Genomic DNA, 15,270 nt, shown 5'->3' with positions numbered 1-15,270 from the left:
GTCAGGCTCCCTTCCCCGTACGGCGTTCCGTGGGCTGGGTGACGCGGTCGAGCATCAGGCCCAGGCAGACGATGGCGGCACCGGCCACCAGTCCGGTCGCCAGGTCGCCCTGGGCGAGCCCGAAGGCGACGTCGTAGCCGAGGGCGCCACCGCCGACCAGGCCGCCGATGATGACGACGGCGAGGACCAGCACCACTCCCTGGTTGAGGGCGAGGAGCAACGCGGGCCGGGCGAGCGGAAGTTGGACCTGCCACAGCTGCTGGCGGCCGGTCGCGCCGAGCGACCGCGCGGACTCCAGGGCGGCGGGGTCGACCTGCCGCAGCCCCTGGGCGGTGATCCGTACGACCGCGGGCAGCGCGTAGACGACGGCGGCCGCCACGGCCGGGGCGCGGCCGACGCCGAACAGGGCGACGACCGGGATCAGGTACACGAACTGCGGCATGGTCTGGAACACGTCCAGGACCGGGCGCAGGGCACGTTCGACGCGGTCGCTGCGGGCGGCGGCGATACCGGCCGCGAAGCCGAGCACGAGGGTGACGGCGACGGCCGCGAGGACCTGGGACAGCGTGTCAAGGGACGGCTCCCACACCCCCAGCACCCCGATCGCGGCCATCGCGAGGACGGCGGTGAGCGCGGTGCGCCAGGTGCCGATCAGCCAGGCCAGGGCGGCGACGATGAGCAGCACCGACCACCAGGGCAGCCACTGCAGGCCCGACCGGACGGGGTCCAGGATCCAGGTGGTGAAGTGGGCCGCCCAGTCGGCGGTGCCGCCCACGACCGGGACGCCCGAGTACAGGTGGGCGGTCATCCAGTCGACGGCGCGGTTGACCGGTTCGGCGAAGTTCAGGGTCCAGGCCGCGGGCCAGTCCAGGCCGCCGAGGAGACGGGCGGCGACGGCGACGGCCACGGTGGCGGCGAGGGCGTAGAGGAGGCCGGCCGGGGAGGGGCGGGTGTCGCCCCGGTCGCCCGCCGCGGCGGTGATGCGGTCCAGGACGACCGCAAGGAGCACGATCGGGATGCCGGCCGCGAGGGCGGCGCCGACGTCGACCGAGGCGAGGGCCTGGTAGACGCGGTCGCCGAGGCCGCCGGCGCCGATGACGGAGGCGATGACCGCCATCGACAGCGCCATCATGATCGTCTGGTTGAGGCCGAGGAGGAGTTCCTTGCGGGCCAGCGGGACACGGGCGGTCAGCAGCCGCTGCCTGCGGGTGGCGCCCAGGGAGTCCACGGCCTCCAGGACTTCCGGGTCGGCGCCGCGCAGGCCGAGGGCGGTGAGCCGGGCCATGGGCGGGGCGGCGTAGACGACGGTGGCGAGGACGGCCGCGGGGACGCCGATGCCGAAGACCAGGACGACCGGGAGGAGGTAGGCGAAGGCGGGGAGCACCTGCATGGTGTCCAGGACCGGGCGCAGGGCGCGGTGCAGCCGGTCGGAGAGACCGGCGCCGAGGCCGAGGACCAGGCCGACGGCGACGGACGCGAGGACCGCCACGACCATCAGGGCGAGGGTCTGCATCGTCGGCACCCACATGCCGAGGGCACCGCAGGCGAGGAACGCGGCGGCCGTACCGACGGCGAGCCGGAGGCCGGCGACGCGGTGCGCGACGGCGGCGGCGAGCACGGTGACGCCGGGCCAGCCCGCGGCGAGCAGGGCGAGGTAGACGACGCGGACGGTGAGGACGACGGCGTTGCTGATGTAGCCGAGGAAGTAGAGGAAGAGGGGGTGGGTGTCGCGGTTGTCGATGACCCAGTTGCTGGCGGAGGTGAGCGGTGCGGAGAGGTCGACGGTGAGGGTGTGGGGCCAGGCGGCGCTGGTCCAGTGGGAGTTGGCGAGGGGGACGAGGACCGCGGCGACCACGGCCAGGGCGAGGAGCTTGCGCACGGCCTGGCTTGCGGGCAGGGCTATTCGACGGGGGCTCGGGACAGTGATCGTCGCCATCAGACACCCTCCGGACTGGTGCGGGGGGCGGGGGGTTTCACTGGCCCGCGCTCGCTGGGTGCCTCCCCGGCGGCACGACTGCCCGCGGCTGGGTCGGCCGAGTCGGCGTCCGGCCCGCCCGCGGCGGCGGAACCGTCGGCTGCGGGACCTCGCGACGGGCCGTCCCCCTCCCCGCCTGGGGGCGCGGGGCTCTGACATGTGCGGCTCTGCCGCGTGGGCGCGACCAGCCCAGCACGACCCGCAGCCGAATGACTGCCCGCAGCTCCTTTCGCCACGACGCCGAGCAACGTGTCCGCGTCGACGACCCCGACGCACCGGTCCCCGTCCACGACCCGCGCCGGGGCGCCGGCCCCCGCCACCACGTCGATCGCCTCGGCGACCGTCGCGGCCGGGCCGACCGCGGGTCCCGCCGAGGCCTCCCCGTCCTTCGCCGGTCTCATCGCGGAGCGCACCGTCAGGACCTGCTCGCGCGGCACGTCCCGCACGAACTCCCGGACGTAGTCGTCGGCCGGGGAACCCACGATCTCCTCCGGCGTCCCGAGCTGCACCACCCGCCCGTCCCGCATCAGCGCGATGCGGTCGCCGAGCTTGAGCGCCTCGCTCAGGTCATGCGTGATGAAGACCATCGTGCGGCCCTCCTCCTGGTGCAGGCGGACCACCTCCTCCTGCATGTCCCGCCTGATCAGCGGGTCGAGCGCGCTGAACGGCTCGTCGAAGAGGAGCACCTCGGGGTCGACGGCGAGCGCGCGCGCCAGCCCGACCCGCTGGCGCTGGCCGCCGGACAGCTGGCCGGGGCGGCGCTGCTCCATGCCCTCCAGGCCGACCTTGGCGACGACCTCCGCGGCCCGCCTGCGCCGCTCGGACCTGCCGACGCCCTGGATCTCCAGGCCGTACCCGACGTTGTCCAGGACGGACCGGTGCGGCAGCAGCCCGAAGTGCTGGAAGACCATCGCCGCGCGGTGCCGGCGCAGCTCCCGCAGCCGGCCCTTGTCCATCGCACGGACGTCCTCGCCGTCGATGGCGATCGTGCCGGAGGTGGGCTCGATGAGCCGCGTCAGGCAACGGACCAGCGTCGACTTCCCGGAGCCGGACAGGCCCATCACCACGAAGACCTCGCCCTTGCGCACGTCGAAGGAGACGTCACGGACGGCGGCCGTACAGCCGGTGCGGGCGCGCAGCTCGGCGGGGGCGAGCCCGGTCAGCTCGGGGTCCGCGGGCACGCGGTCGGCCTTCGGGCCGAAGACCTTCCACAGGCCGTCGACGGAGAACACCGGGGTCGAGGCAGGAGATGTGGCAGGGGTCGTCACAGGGGTCGTACTACTCATCACGCACCGCCCTTCAGCAGGTCCACGGCCCTCTCGCCGACCATCAGCACTCCGATCATCGGGTTCACGGCCGGCATGGTCGGGAAGACGGACGCGTCGGCGACACGGATGCCGTCCAGGCCGCGAATCCTCAACTCCGGGTCCACCACGGCCTGTCGGTCGTCCACCGCGCCCATCCGGCAGGTGCCCGCAGGGTGGTACACCGTGTGCGCGACCTTGCGGGCGTACTCACTGAGCTCGGCGTCGCCGAGGATCTCCGGCCCGGGGCACACCTCGCGCTTCAGCCAGCCGGCCAGCGGCTCGGTCTTCGCGATCTCGCGGGCGATACGGATGCCGTCGACGAGGGTGCGGCCGTCGTAGTCGTCCTCGTCGGTGAAGTAGCGGAAGTCCAGCGCGGGCTTCACGGACGGGTCGGCGCTGGTGAGGTACAGCCGGCCGCGGCTGCGCGGCTTGGGGATGTTCGGTGTCATCGAGACGCCGAACTCCGGCCGCCGGTAGCCCAGTCGCTCCGGGTTGTCGGTGAACGGGATCTGGTAGAAGTGGAACATCAGGTCCGGGCCCGCGTGGTCGGGGTCGCGGCGCACGAACAGGCCCGCGTCGGAGTCCATCGCGGAGTTCTCCGGGATCGGGCCGTTCGTCTCCCAGACGATCACCGACTCGGGGTGGTCGAGGAGGTTCTCGCCGACGCCCGGGAGGTCGAGCACGGCCGGGATGCCGAGCGCTTCGAGGTCCTGGGCCGGGCCGATGCCCGAGTGCAGGAGCAGCCGTGGGGAGTCGACGGCGCCCGCGCACAGCACGACCTCGTTGCGGGCCCGTATCAGCAGGTCCTCGCCGTCCTTGGTGCGGACGTGGACGCCCTCGGCGCGGGTGCCGTCCAGCTCCAGCCGGTGCGCCCAGGTCTCCAGCAGGATCGTCAGGTTGGGCCGCTCGTCCATCACGGGGTGGAGGTAGGCCACCGAGGCGCTGGACCGCTTGTTGTCCTCGGGGTGGTAGGCGAGGTCGAAGAAGCCGGCGCCCTCGGTGAACGGCTTGCGGTTGAAGCCCTCCACGCGCGGGACGCCCAGCGCCTGCTGCGCCGCGTCGACGAAGTCACGGGCGATGGCGTTCCGGTCCTTCTCGTCGACCGGGACGATGTTGTTGAGGAGGCGGGCGTAGTACGCCTCCATCGGAACCGCGCCCCAGCCCTTGGCGCCGGCCTCCTCCCACTCGTCCCAGTCGGAGGGCAGCGGCTTGAAGGCGATGAGCGTGTTGTGGGACGAGCAGCCGCCGAGGACGCGGGCCCGGCTGTGCCGGATGTGGGAGTTGCCGCGCGGCTGCTCGGTGGTCGGGTAGTCGTAGTCCAGCTCACCGCCGAGCAGGCCCATCCAGCGGCGCAGGGTGAGGACGTCGTCGCGGCCGACGTCGCTGGGGCCGCCCTCGATCACGGCGACCGTGACGTCGGGGTTCTCGGTGAGACGGGAGGCTATGACGGAACCTGCGGTTCCGCCGCCGATCACGACGTAGTCGTAGGTGTGGGACTGGGACATGGGGGGTGCTCCAAAAGGCTTCCGAAGACCTCGGTGAGGCTTCTCGCGTGGCCGCTCTTCTCGTCCGGCGGCTCTTCTCGCGTCGCGGCTTCTCGGGTACGGCGGTCGGGTGGGCTCAGCCGGCGAACCAGCGCACCGGCCGCGGCGCGAGGTTCTGGTAGACGTGCTTGGTCTCGCGGTACTCGGCGAGCCCGGCGGGTCCCAGCTCGCGGCCGGTGCCGCTCTTGCCGAAGCCGCCCCACTCCGCCTGCGGGAGGTAGGGGTGGAAGTCGTTGATCCAGACGGTGCCGTGCCGCAGCCGTCCCGCGACCCGGCGGGCGCGTCCGGCGTCGGCGGTCCAGACGGCACCGGCCAGGCCGTACTCGGTGTCGTTGGCGAGGGCGACCGCCTCGTCCTCGGTACGGAAGGTCTCGACCGTGAGGACCGGCCCGAAGACCTCCTCGCGCACGACCTTCATCTCCCGGTGGCACTGGTCGAGGACCGTCGGCTCGTAGAAGTAGCCGCCGGCGGGACGGTCGGCGGACGGCTCGGGGCGCTTGCCGCCGGAGCGCAGCACCGCGCCCTCGGCCAGCGCCGACGCCACGTACGCCGCGGTCTTGGCGCGCTGCTGCTCGGAGACGAGCGGGCCGCACTCGACGCCGTCCGCCGTACCGCGTCCGAGGCGGATCCGGGCGGCCCGGCGGGCGAGTTCGGCGACGAACCGTTCCCTCAGCGGCTCCTCGACGATCAGCCGGGCGCCGGCCGAGCAGACCTGGCCGCTGTGGATGAAGGCGGCGTTGAGGGCCTGGTCGACGGCGGTGTCGAAGCCCTCCTCGGTAGCACAGGCGTCGGCGAAGACGACGTTGGGGTTCTTGCCGCCGAGTTCGAGGGCGACCTTCTTGACCGACACGGCGGCCGCCTGGGCGACCTTGACCCCGCTGACCAGTCCGCCGGTGAAGGAGACCAGGTCGACATCGGGGTGCTCGGCGAGGCGGGCGCCCACGCTGTGCCCGGGGCCGGTGACGAGGTTGGCGACTCCGGCCGGCAGCCCGGCCTCCACCAGCAGCTCGATCAGCGCGACGGTCGTCAGCGGGGTGATCTCGCTCGGCTTGATCACGAAGGTGTTGCCCGCCGCCAGGGCCGGAGCGATCTTCCAGCTCGCCTGGAGCAGCGGGTAGTTCCAGGGGGTGATCAGGGCGCAGACACCTACGGGCTCGTGGACGACGACGCTGTGGAGGTCGGGCGAGCCCGCGTCCACCACCCGGCCCGCGCCCTCCGCCGCCACCAGGTCGGCGAAGTAGCGGAAGGCGTCGGCGACACAGTCGATGTCGACCCGGCCCTCCTCGACGGTCTTGCCCGCGTCCCGGCTCTCCAGGAGGCCGAGCTTCTCGCGGTCGCGCACGAGCAGATCGGCCACCCGGCGCAGCAGGGCGGCGCGCTCGGCGACCGGGGTGCGGGGCCAGTCGCCGGCGTCGAAGGCGCGCCGGGCGGCGGCCACCGCCGTCTCCGCGTCCTTCTCGTCACCCTCGGTGACCACGGCGAAGGGCAGGCCGTCCGCGGGGTCGATGATCTCGCGTGTCGCGCCGGAGACGGCTTCCAGCCACTCGCCTCCGGCATGGATGGTCGCTTGTGCCGTTCGGTCCGCCATGATCGGTATTGCCTTCCGTTCCTGTTCAGTGCCCCTGTGCGACAGAGGAGTCACACTCGGGGACCGTCACCGCATGCCCTCGGTCCGGGATTGCATGCGCAATCGGTGGCCGAAAGTGTGCTGCATCACTGAACAGTCGGATGAAACGGGGCAAAAGACCTCTCAGGGCGTGGCGCCCGCCGCCTCGGTGTGCGTGGCGTGCCGGGGCCTGCCCTTGGCCGAGATCTGGCCGACGAGTTCCCAGAAGCACACCAGGGCAGTCACCGGCGGAATCCCGAAAATCACTAACGACAACAGCGCGTGGGACGAGTGGCTGGCGCACAGCGCCACGGCCAGGACGGAGGCGGCCAGCACCACGCACCAGGACCGGCGCGCACTCCGGCGCTGGGCGGTGGCCCGCAGGACGGAGAGCGCCGCCACGAACCAGGGCCCGTACACCGTCAGCGGCCAGTACTGCGCCAGCCCCGCGGGCAGCACCCCCGAGGCGATCCCGCGCAGCTGCCCGTAGGAGTAGCAGACGGACCAGGTCAGCATGCACACCGCGCACAGCGAGACCGCCGCGATCAGGAACGTGATGTGCGTGACGCGCCGGCCGCCGTCGAGCAGGTGAGGCTCCTGGCGGGGCCGCCGACGGCTGCCCCTGCGCTGGGTCGGCACGTCCAGCAGGGTGGGGGCCGCACTCGCACTCACGCCGGTCGGCGCGGACAGCATCTGCGCCAGCTCCTCGACCGGATCCCAGTCGTTCTGCGCGACACCCGGCTCCGGTGCGCCCCAGCCGTGCTCGTAGCGAGCGGTGTGGTCATAGAGACCAGAGTGGTCATAGAGGCCGGTGTGATCATAGAGACCAGGGTGGTCGTAGAGACCGGTGTGATCATAGAGACCGGCGTCATGCTGAATCCCGTCCATCGGTAAAACCCTCCGCACCCTGCCTCAGAACGCTCTGTAGAGATCCGCCAGCGTCCGCCGATATTCATTTTCCATCATGTTGATTCTCTTCAGGAAATCATCGAGCAGGTCCGAGCATGAGGTGATATCCATACTTCCGGGCCAGCGGAGCACGGCCGTCGGATGATCTTCTGCTGCATGCCAGTCCAATCGCATCACGGTGACCTAACGACCATCGCCCGGGACGGGATTTGGGGCATTCGGGGGAATTAACGTCACCCGGAAGAGAAGCTATAGAATGCCCATCGGCATGCAATTGAAGAAATTGCGCATTGGCGTGCGGATATATCCCGTGAATACGGAAAGTAAATGAACGAAGATGTGACCGGTGGAGGGACCGGCGTTCAGTCCACGTCGGGGTCCGCGTCACAGAGCGTGTCCGGCGGGCAGAACCAGTCCACCGCCGTCGTGAGCTGGGCGAGCTCGTCGTCACGGCCGTCGGAGTCGGGGCCGTAGGAGGCGACGGCGTAGATGTTGCCGTCCGGTGCGACGAACCGCTCGTCGACGACATGCCAGGTGCCGACGTCCGGCTCGCCGCCGATCCGGCCGGCCAGGTACTCCAGACGGGCGCCGGTGAACCGGCCGTCGTCGAGGTCGGTCAGGCCGAGTTCCCGGAAGCCGTCCGGCTTGGGGGTCTCGGCGGAGAGATAGAGCTCGAAAGAGGCGTCCGGGGAGTCCTCGGCGACCTGGTAGACCTGCAGCCGGTGCTCGCGGTCGGGGCTGCGGTAGCTCACGACGGCGATGCCGTACGAGGAGTCGACGGTGGACCGCGACCAGCCCTCGGGGACGGCGATCCGGAAGCCCTCGGTGTCGTGGCGCAGCTCGTATCCGGTGGGAGGCGCGGAGACCGACGGGGACGGGGAGCCGGTGCCCGTGGGTGACTCGGACGCCTCGGTGGGCCGCGCGGAGGGAGTCGGGGTGACCGAGGCGGCGGCCGTCGCGGGCTTGCGACCGTCGTCCTTGCCGACCACCAGGCTCAGAACCAGGCTCGCGGCCACGCCGACGACGGCGGCCCCCACGACGACGGACCAGACCAGCCTGCGATCACGCCCCCGGGAAGGCACGGGCGCCATGGGCTGCACGGCGGGCGCCCAGCCGGGGGCGGCCGGCCGGCCGGCGCCACCGTCCGCCACCGGCGACACCGGGACCGTGGGCGCCACCCCGGGAGGCGGCTGAGCGGGCAGGGACACCTCGGACGGCTCCGTCGGCGTCGGCGCCCCGGGTCGTGCCGTAGCCGCCCGGTCGCCGCCTCCGTCCGACCACCACTCCGCCGCCGGTGCCGGAACCGGACGCTCAGGAGCCGGCGCCAGCGCAATCCCCTCCGGAGCCGTCGAAGGCGGAGCCGTCGGAGCCGGAGCCGACAGACTCGGAGCCGACAGACTCGGAGCCGACGGACCCGGAGCCATCGGACCCGGAGTCGTCGGACCCGGAGTCGTCGGTGTCGGTGTCGTTGGTGGGTGGACCTGTGGTCCTGTCGGAGGTCGTGGTGGGGACGGCGTGGTGGCGGGGCGGAGGCCGTCCTCCCACCGCTGCGTGTCCTCGTTCCAGTGCCGCGCTCCCCCGCTGGTCATCGGCTCTCTCACCGCCCCAGGAGGCCGGCCAGTGTGCCTGCCGAGGCCAGTACGTTGATGAGGGCCTGGGAGTCGGTGAGGAGTTCGCGCAGGCGTTCACGGCGGGTGGGGCCCGCCTGGCCGGTGCGGGCGATCTCGTCCTCGGTCTCGGCGAGCGCCGTGCCCAGCGCCGCCGTCTGCTCGGTGCCCCGTACCCGCTCCAGGTCGGCACGCAACTCCCGCACCGCCGCGAGGAGTTCCTCGTCGGCCGGGGAGCCGGCGGTGCCGTGGTGGTGGCTCTCGGCGTGCGCGTGGCTGCCGATGGCGAACGTGCTTCCGGAGATGTTCCCCAGGGTGACCTGCGGCTCGTCACTTGCCATTGCTGTCGGGCCCCTTCTGTGTCGTGTGACTGACGGCGGTGGCGTGGCTGCCGAAGGCGAAGGTGGAGCCCTCGACCCGGTCGATGCTCACGTTGGTGCTGTTGTTGACGGTCTTCTGGACGAACTCGCCGGTCTGGTAGCCGGCTTCGGCGAGCGCGGCCCGTACGCCGTTCGTCACCCGGTCCTGGATGCTGCGCAGGTACCGGACGACGTCCATCTCCTGGAAGTGGGAGCCGACGTCCACCGCGCCCAGTTCGCGCACGGACAGCGCGGGCCCCTCGGGCAGCGCACCCGCATGGCCGCCGGTCAACAGCCGCCAGAGGTACACCGCGCCCCGGCCGAGCTGGCCCAGCGAGCGGCCCACCGAGCCCGGGACCAGGGCGATCGCCGCGGCGGTCTTGCCGGCCCAGTTGTTGTTCCGGAACCGGTGGGCGGTGCGGTCGGCGCCCTTGAAGTCCGCGCGGACCGGGGTCAGTACGTGCGGGGCGATCTCCAGCACGAGCATCCGGCCCTGGGTGTGGATGCGCACGAACACCGTGACGACCACCTCCTCCTCCCAGCCACCGACGCGGATCCGCAGGAAGTGCCGGCGCTTCTCGGCGCCCTCCTCGACGGCCCGCGCCCGGTGCTCCTCGAAGGCCTGCGGGAGGTAGGGCGCCTGGTCCCGGGTGAGCAGTCCCTCGGCGGGCAGGAACACGCACTCGTCGATCTCCAGCTGGCGCAGCCGGTCGCGGTTGCCGGGTCCGGCGTACTCGGCGGGGACGCGGAGCTGTTCGAGCAGCGGGCGGATCTTCTCCAGGATCGCCCGGTTGCTGAGCGGCTGCTGCTCCTTCTTCAGCTCGTCGGGCCTGAGTTCGACGGCGAGCACCCACGTGTCGTAGGCGGCGCCCGCCCCGCAGAACGGGTCGGCCTCGTTGTACATGATCAGCGGCGCGTGCTGTTCGATCCGGATGCGCTGCTTGAGCCGCTGGAAGCGGGGGTTCTCGGCCTTCTCGGCGGGGTCGCTCGCCGCGTCCGGGAAGCGCTGCGGAGAGAGTTCGCCGGCCAGTGCCCGGCTGAACTGGGTGCGCTGGGCGTGCGCGCACAGGGCGATGCCGGCGAACACGGCGAGCGTGAGCCAGGCGTGCCAGGCCTCCGCCAGACCGCCGAAGTCGCCGACGCCCGGGGCGAACAGATCACCGAAGCTGGTCGAGTCGGAGTAGCTGGAGCCGTAGTAACCGTCGGAGCCGTACGAGTCGTAGGACGAGCTGTCGTCCGAGCCGCCGCCGAACGCGACGACGAGGGTCGCGATCAGGGCCACCGCGTAGAAGGACCGGCCCCACCAGCGGACCAGGAAGGCGGCGATCACCCGGTACAGCGGCGGCCGGGCGGCGCGGCCCCTGATCCAGGGCGCGACGGCGAGCGCGATGCCCGGCACCAGGAAGAGCACGAGCAGCCCGCCGCTGAGCGGCAGCCCCACCACCCACAGGCCGAGGATCGCCGCGGCCCACAGCAGCTCCTGGCGGCGGGCGCGCAGGGCGTGGGCCAGGACCCGGGCGGCGTCGAAGCCGAGCGAGGGCGCCGCGATCCGCTCTTCGTTGAGGTGGAGTTCCTCGATGACCCGGTCCCGGTAGGCGGAATCCAGATAGGTGCCCGCGCACAGCAGCCGGGTGGCCTCACTGGCGTACGGCGGTGTGGGCGGCAGCGCGGGCGGCGCCCCGGCGGGCGGTCCCGGCTGCGGTTGCTGCGGCACGTAAGCAGTGCTCACGACGATCCCCCGATGCGTGTGACGTGCGGTGCTGGAAGTGCGTTACTGGAAGTCGAGTTGACAAACCATCAGCATAGGGCGACGGCCGTGGCCGGTGAAACGGAATTGCCCGAAGTCACCGCAGGTCAGAAGTCGGCCCGGCGGGACCGCGACCCCTCACCGACGACGGCACCGGGGCCGGCGGCGCTCATCAACTCCCGTACGCAGCCCCGGAGCCAGGCGTGTGCCGGGTCGGCGTCGTGGCGCGGGTGCCAGGCCAGTCCGATGCTGACCGGCGGCAGGTCGAGCGGCACGTCGAAGGTGACCAGGCCGAGCGCGGTGGCCAGGGGCGCGCTCCAGGAGGTGATCAGGCCGATCAGGTCGGAGTCGCGGAGCACGAACAGGGAGGCCGGGAAGGTGCCGACGGTGCCCACCACCCGGCGCTCCAGGCCGAGTCCGGCCAGCGCGGTGTCCACCGGGCCGTGCAGCCTGCCGCGCCGGGAGACGTTCAGGTGACCGGCCGCGGTCGCATACCGCTCGGGGGTCGGCTCGCCGTCCAGGAGCGGGTGTCCGGCCCGTACGACACCGAGCATGCGGTCCTCGTGGAGGTGCTCCACATGGACCTCGGGGAGGGCGGTGTCGACGACCCCCACCTCCAGGTCGGCGGTGCCGTGCCGCAGGAACGGCGCGTCCACGTGACTCTCGGCGAGGAAGCGGATGCGGATGCCGGGCGCCTCCTCGGCGGCCCGGGCGAACAGGGTCGCGCCATGAACGCCGGCGATCGCGTCGTGGCCGATGATCGTGAACGTCCGGGAGACGGTCCGCAGATCGGTGTCCCGGCCGGGCGCGAACAGCGCCCGCGCCCGCTCCACCACCGCGCTCACCTCGGCGCGTACGGCCAGCGCGTGCGGGGTGGGCACCATCGTGCGTCCGGCCCGCACCAGCACCGGGTCGCCGAGCGCCTTGCGGATCCGGCCGAGGGTGCGGCTCATGGCCGGTTCGGACAGATGCAGTCGCCGGGCTGCCCCCTGCACGCTCTGCTCTTCGAGCAGGACGTCCAGCGCGACCAGCAGGTTGAGGTCGAGGCTGCCGGACGCCTCGGTGGATTGCGTCATACGCAGTCATCCCTTGCGAAGGTTGCACTGGAAGGCAGGTCAGTCCCGAGCCTACGGTGACAGGGCACCCCACAACCACCCACCGAGCTCCCGGGAGGAGCCGTGCCCTCGCACGCCCTGAAACGCCCCACCCTGCTCGTGCTGTGCGCCTGCGTGCTGGTGGCGCAGAGCATGGTCGCCGCCATCAACCTGCTCATCCCGCAACTGGGTTCGTCGTCCCTGCACCCCTCGCACAGCGAGATCCTGTGGACGGTCGACGCGTATGTCATCGCCTTCGCCGGGCTGCTCATCCCGGCCGGCGCGCTCGGCGACCGGTACGGCCGCAAGGGCGCCCTGCTCGCCGGCCTCGCCCTGTTCGCGGCGGGCGCCGCCACCAGCGCGCTCGCGCCGGATCCCGCCGTCCTGATAGCGGGCCGGGGGCTGTCCGGCGCCGGAGCCGCCCTGATCACCCCGGCGACCCTGTCGATCCTGGTCCACCTCTCCGCCCCCGAGCGGCGCGCCGGCACCCTGGCCTCCTGGACCCTGGCGATCGGCCTGGGCGGCGCGGCCGGCAACATCGGCGGCGGCCTGGTCGGCCAGTTCCTGTCCTGGCGGGCCCTGTTCATCGCCATGGTCCCGCTGGCGGCCCTGCTCGCCCTGGCCGTCGCCGTCACCACCCCGCGCACCGACCGCTCCCCGCACAGCCATCTCGACCCGCTGGGCACCCTGCTCCTCACCGCGGGCCTGGTGGCGGTGCTGTTCGGCATCATCGAGGGTCCGGCGTACGGCTGGGCGTCCGCGCCCATCCTCGGCTCCTTCGCGGCGGGCGCCGTCCTGACCGTCCTCTTCACCGGGCATGCCCTGCGCTCGGCCGAGCCGCTCTTCGACCCGCGCGTCTTCGCCTCCTCCCGGCTGCGCGCGGCAACCCTGGGTACGGCGACCGGCTTCTTCGGCCTGTTCTCCCTCTTCTTCCTCAACTCGCAGTACCTGCAGGGCGTGAAGGGCTACGACGCCGCCGTCACCGGTGTCGCGATCATGCCGCTGACCATCGGCATGGCCCTGGTCCCGAGGCTGGCCGCCCGCTGGGCGGGACATCCGCGCCCGGTGGTCGGCACCGGGCTCACGCTGATCGGCCTCGGCCTGCTCGGCGCCTCCACCGTCGACGCGTCCACGCCCTACTGGGCGTACGCCTGCTGGCTGCTGGTCATCTCGGCCGGCACCGGCCTGTCCATGCCGGCCCTGACCCTGGGCGTCGTCACCTCGCTCCCGCCGCACCAGGCGGGCCTGGGCTCGGGTCTCGGCACCACGGCCCGGGAGACCGGCGCGGCCCTGGGTGTCGCGGTCACCGGCACGATCCTGTCCGCCCACACCGACCTGGCCTCCGGCATGGGCCCGGCCCTGCGCATCGTCGCGCTGCTGGTCCTGGCGGCGACGGTGCTCGTGGTGGCCGGTCACCGCGACCGGACCCCGACACGTACTATCGCGTCCGACCGGAAACGCGTACTGTCGCGTCGATCCGGTGCCTGAGCAACTCCCGTCACCATACGGCCCGTTGAGGAGCCTCCCATGCCCACCCTGCTGAATCCCGTCCTCGACCTGCTGACCCTGCGCGGCACCGTCACCGAGGCGGAACAGATCACCGCCCGCATCCGCCGGCTGCGCATCGACGGCGACCAGCTCGCCGGTCTCGACGTGCGGCCCGGTCAGCAGGTACGCGTCCTGGTCACCGGCCTGACCCTCCGCACGTACTCGGTGTGGCACTACGACCCGTCCGGTGTCGTCGAGTTGTGCGTGCTGGACCATCCCGAGGGCGGGCCCGGGGCCCAGTGGGGGCGCACGGTCTCCACCGGCGACCAGGTGCGGCTGCGCAAGCCCGAGGGCACGTTCACGCTGCGCCCCGAGGCCGCCCACCATGTCTTCGTCGGCGACGAGACGGCCTCGGTCGCCTTCGGCGCGATGCTCGCGGCGCTGCCCGAGGAGGCCGCCGTCTCCGGCTGCGTGGAGACGGCGACCGAGGCGGACCGGCTGCCCCTCGCGTACGCGGAGCGCCTCGACTGGGTGCTCCGCGGCGAGACTTCCCTGCCGGAGGCGGTACGCCGGCTCGCCCCCGAGCCCGGCGGGATCGCGTATGTCGCCGGGGAGGCGCGGGCCGTGCAGGCGGTCCGGAAGGTGCTCGTCCAGGAGGCGGGGTGGGACCGGCGGGCGGTGCTCACCAAGCCGTTCTGGACGCCGGGGAAGAAGGGGATGGAGTGACGGCGGCGCTCAGGAACACCGGGCGCCGGCAGGGCAGAAGGAGTCGAGCGCCGTGGTGAGCGGCCCCCGGACCAGCGCGGCGGGGAGACTCCCGGGGCCGCTGGAGCGGATCGCGTACAGGGTGCCGTCGGCGGCCTGGAAGCGGTGGTCGACGACCTGCCGGGTGCCCTTGTCCTGATCGTCGTATCGATACGACAGCTCGGCCCAGGTGTCGCCGGAGGTACGGTCGCCGGCCTGGTAGCCGGGTTGCTTCGCGTACCCGTACCCGGGGTCGTTCTCGGCGAGGTCGAGGGACTCGGCCGGGGTGGCCTCGGAGAGCGCGAAGATCTGCAACTGGCGTCCGTCGGACGGGGAGTCGTAGTACACCACCGGCGCCTTCTCCCCCTGCTGCTGCCGCCGGGTCCATCCCTGGGGCACGTCGAGGGTGTACCCGACGGGATCGCGCACGACGCGGTATCCAGCGGCGACGGAGGGGATGGGGGTGGGGCTGGCCGTGGGCTCGGGAGACTCGGGCGCCGACGACTTGGCACTGACGCTCCCGCTCACGGACGGGGCGGTCCCGGCGCCGGAGCGATCACCGTCGTCCCGGCCGAAGTACCAGAACCCCAGCCCGGAGAGACCGGCGACCAGGACCAGACCGACCACCGCGGCGAGCGCCCGACCGGACCGCCGCCGCTGGGTGTACCCGGCCGGCGGGGGCGTGGCCGCGAGCCGCTGCTCCGAGGTCGGGGCAGCGGACCAGGGAGGCGGCGTGTAGCCCCTCCGGGCCTCACCCGGTGCCGGGGGCAGGGACGGCACCGGACGACGACCACCGGGCGGCGGCGGGACGGGCAGGGTCGGGGTCGGGGACGAGAACGCGGTCGGGAGCGGAGGCAGACCCGGGGGCGGCGTCGGGGGCCAGGCCGGGC

13 protein-coding genes are annotated in these 15,270 nt (G+C 72.6%); 2 read left to right on the top strand and 11 right to left on the bottom strand.

Features of this window, described 5'->3' with window-relative positions:
* Nucleotide 1: 1 nt before the first annotated feature.
* From ABZ642_RS24345 to ABZ642_RS24300, 10 genes are all read right to left on the bottom strand, one after another.
* Nucleotides 2-1,936 carry an ABC transporter permease subunit gene (locus tag ABZ642_RS24345; protein WP_360487743.1) on the bottom strand — a complete coding sequence of 645 codons (1,935 nt, stop codon included), beginning with the start codon at nucleotides 1,934-1,936 and terminating at the stop codon, nucleotides 2-4.
* Nucleotides 1,936-3,261, bottom strand: coding sequence for a betaine/proline/choline family ABC transporter ATP-binding protein (locus tag ABZ642_RS24340; protein WP_360487740.1), 1,326 nt, complete (start codon nucleotides 3,259-3,261; stop codon nucleotides 1,936-1,938). Before ABZ642_RS24340 ends, ABZ642_RS24345 begins: the two co-directional genes overlap by 1 nt.
* Entirely contained in the window at nucleotides 3,261-4,787 is a 1,527-nt protein-coding gene (locus ABZ642_RS24335) for a GMC oxidoreductase (protein ID WP_360487736.1), read from the bottom strand. Before ABZ642_RS24335 ends, ABZ642_RS24340 begins: the two co-directional genes overlap by 1 nt.
* A gap of 115 nt (nucleotides 4,788-4,902) precedes the next feature.
* On the bottom strand, nucleotides 4,903-6,414 hold the full coding sequence (locus ABZ642_RS24330; protein ID WP_360487733.1) for an aldehyde dehydrogenase family protein: 1,512 nt from the start codon (nucleotides 6,412-6,414) through the stop codon (nucleotides 4,903-4,905).
* 162 nt (nucleotides 6,415-6,576) lie between these two features.
* Nucleotides 6,577-7,320 (bottom strand): DUF2637 domain-containing protein, encoded by a 744-nt coding sequence (locus ABZ642_RS24325; RefSeq protein ID WP_360487730.1) that lies wholly within the window; start codon nucleotides 7,318-7,320, stop codon nucleotides 6,577-6,579.
* Nucleotides 7,321-7,344: 24 nt separating this feature from the next.
* Nucleotides 7,345-7,509 carry a hypothetical protein gene (locus ABZ642_RS24320; RefSeq protein WP_360487727.1) on the bottom strand — a complete coding sequence of 55 codons (165 nt, stop codon included), beginning with the start codon at nucleotides 7,507-7,509 and terminating at the stop codon, nucleotides 7,345-7,347.
* A gap of 194 nt (nucleotides 7,510-7,703) precedes the next feature.
* The gene (locus ABZ642_RS24315; RefSeq protein ID WP_360487724.1) at nucleotides 7,704-8,549 is read right to left on the bottom strand and encodes a hypothetical protein; all 846 of its coding nucleotides are present in this window, start codon (nucleotides 8,547-8,549) and stop codon (nucleotides 7,704-7,706) included.
* 389 nt (nucleotides 8,550-8,938) lie between these two features.
* On the bottom strand, nucleotides 8,939-9,289 hold the full coding sequence (locus tag ABZ642_RS24310) for a hypothetical protein (protein WP_360487721.1): 351 nt from the start codon (nucleotides 9,287-9,289) through the stop codon (nucleotides 8,939-8,941).
* A complete protein-coding gene (locus ABZ642_RS24305; RefSeq protein ID WP_360487719.1) occupies nucleotides 9,279-11,036 on the bottom strand; it encodes a hypothetical protein in 1,758 nt (585 codons plus the stop codon). The genes ABZ642_RS24310 and ABZ642_RS24305 overlap by 11 nt, the downstream gene beginning before the upstream one ends.
* Before the next feature lie 125 nt (nucleotides 11,037-11,161).
* On the bottom strand, nucleotides 11,162-12,130 hold the full coding sequence (locus ABZ642_RS24300; RefSeq protein ID WP_360487716.1) for a LysR family transcriptional regulator: 969 nt from the start codon (nucleotides 12,128-12,130) through the stop codon (nucleotides 11,162-11,164).
* 102 nt (nucleotides 12,131-12,232) lie between these two features.
* Between ABZ642_RS24300 and ABZ642_RS24295 the strand changes: the two genes are divergently transcribed.
* On the top strand, nucleotides 12,233-13,636 hold the full coding sequence (locus ABZ642_RS24295; protein ID WP_360487713.1) for an MFS transporter: 1,404 nt from the start codon (nucleotides 12,233-12,235) through the stop codon (nucleotides 13,634-13,636).
* A gap of 39 nt (nucleotides 13,637-13,675) precedes the next feature.
* Nucleotides 13,676-14,362: a siderophore-interacting protein gene (locus ABZ642_RS24290; RefSeq protein WP_360487710.1), complete on the top strand. Its 687-nt coding sequence runs from the start codon at nucleotides 13,676-13,678 to the stop codon at nucleotides 14,360-14,362.
* Between the two features lie 9 nt (nucleotides 14,363-14,371).
* On the opposite strand, the gene ABZ642_RS24285 is transcribed toward ABZ642_RS24290, so the two are convergent.
* Nucleotides 14,372-15,160, bottom strand: coding sequence for a hypothetical protein (locus ABZ642_RS24285; RefSeq protein WP_360487707.1), 789 nt, complete (start codon nucleotides 15,158-15,160; stop codon nucleotides 14,372-14,374).
* Nucleotides 15,161-15,270 lie beyond the last annotated feature (110 nt).

It is taken from the genome of Streptomyces sp. NPDC007157 (genome assembly GCF_040634235.1).
Taxonomy (GTDB): domain Bacteria; phylum Actinomycetota; class Actinomycetes; order Streptomycetales; family Streptomycetaceae; genus Streptomyces.
This window is presented reverse-complemented; position numbering and strand designations above follow the sequence as displayed.

Coding starts and splice junctions, on each gene's coding strand:
- ABZ642_RS24345 (WP_360487743.1), bottom strand. CDS start 1,936: ATGGCGACGATCACTGTCCCGAGCCCCCGTCGAATAGCCCTGCCCGCA.
- ABZ642_RS24340 (WP_360487740.1), bottom strand. CDS start 3,261: ATGAGTAGTACGACCCCTGTGACGACCCCTGCCACATCTCCTGCCTCG.
- ABZ642_RS24335 (WP_360487736.1), bottom strand. CDS start 4,787: ATGTCCCAGTCCCACACCTACGACTACGTCGTGATCGGCGGCGGAACC.
- ABZ642_RS24330 (WP_360487733.1), bottom strand. CDS start 6,414: ATGGCGGACCGAACGGCACAAGCGACCATCCATGCCGGAGGCGAGTGG.
- ABZ642_RS24325 (WP_360487730.1), bottom strand. CDS start 7,320: ATGGACGGGATTCAGCATGACGCCGGTCTCTATGATCACACCGGTCTC.
- ABZ642_RS24310 (WP_360487721.1), bottom strand. CDS start 9,289: ATGGCAAGTGACGAGCCGCAGGTCACCCTGGGGAACATCTCCGGAAGC.
- ABZ642_RS24300 (WP_360487716.1), bottom strand. CDS start 12,130: ATGACGCAATCCACCGAGGCGTCCGGCAGCCTCGACCTCAACCTGCTG.
- ABZ642_RS24290 (WP_360487710.1), top strand. CDS start 13,676: ATGCCCACCCTGCTGAATCCCGTCCTCGACCTGCTGACCCTGCGCGGC.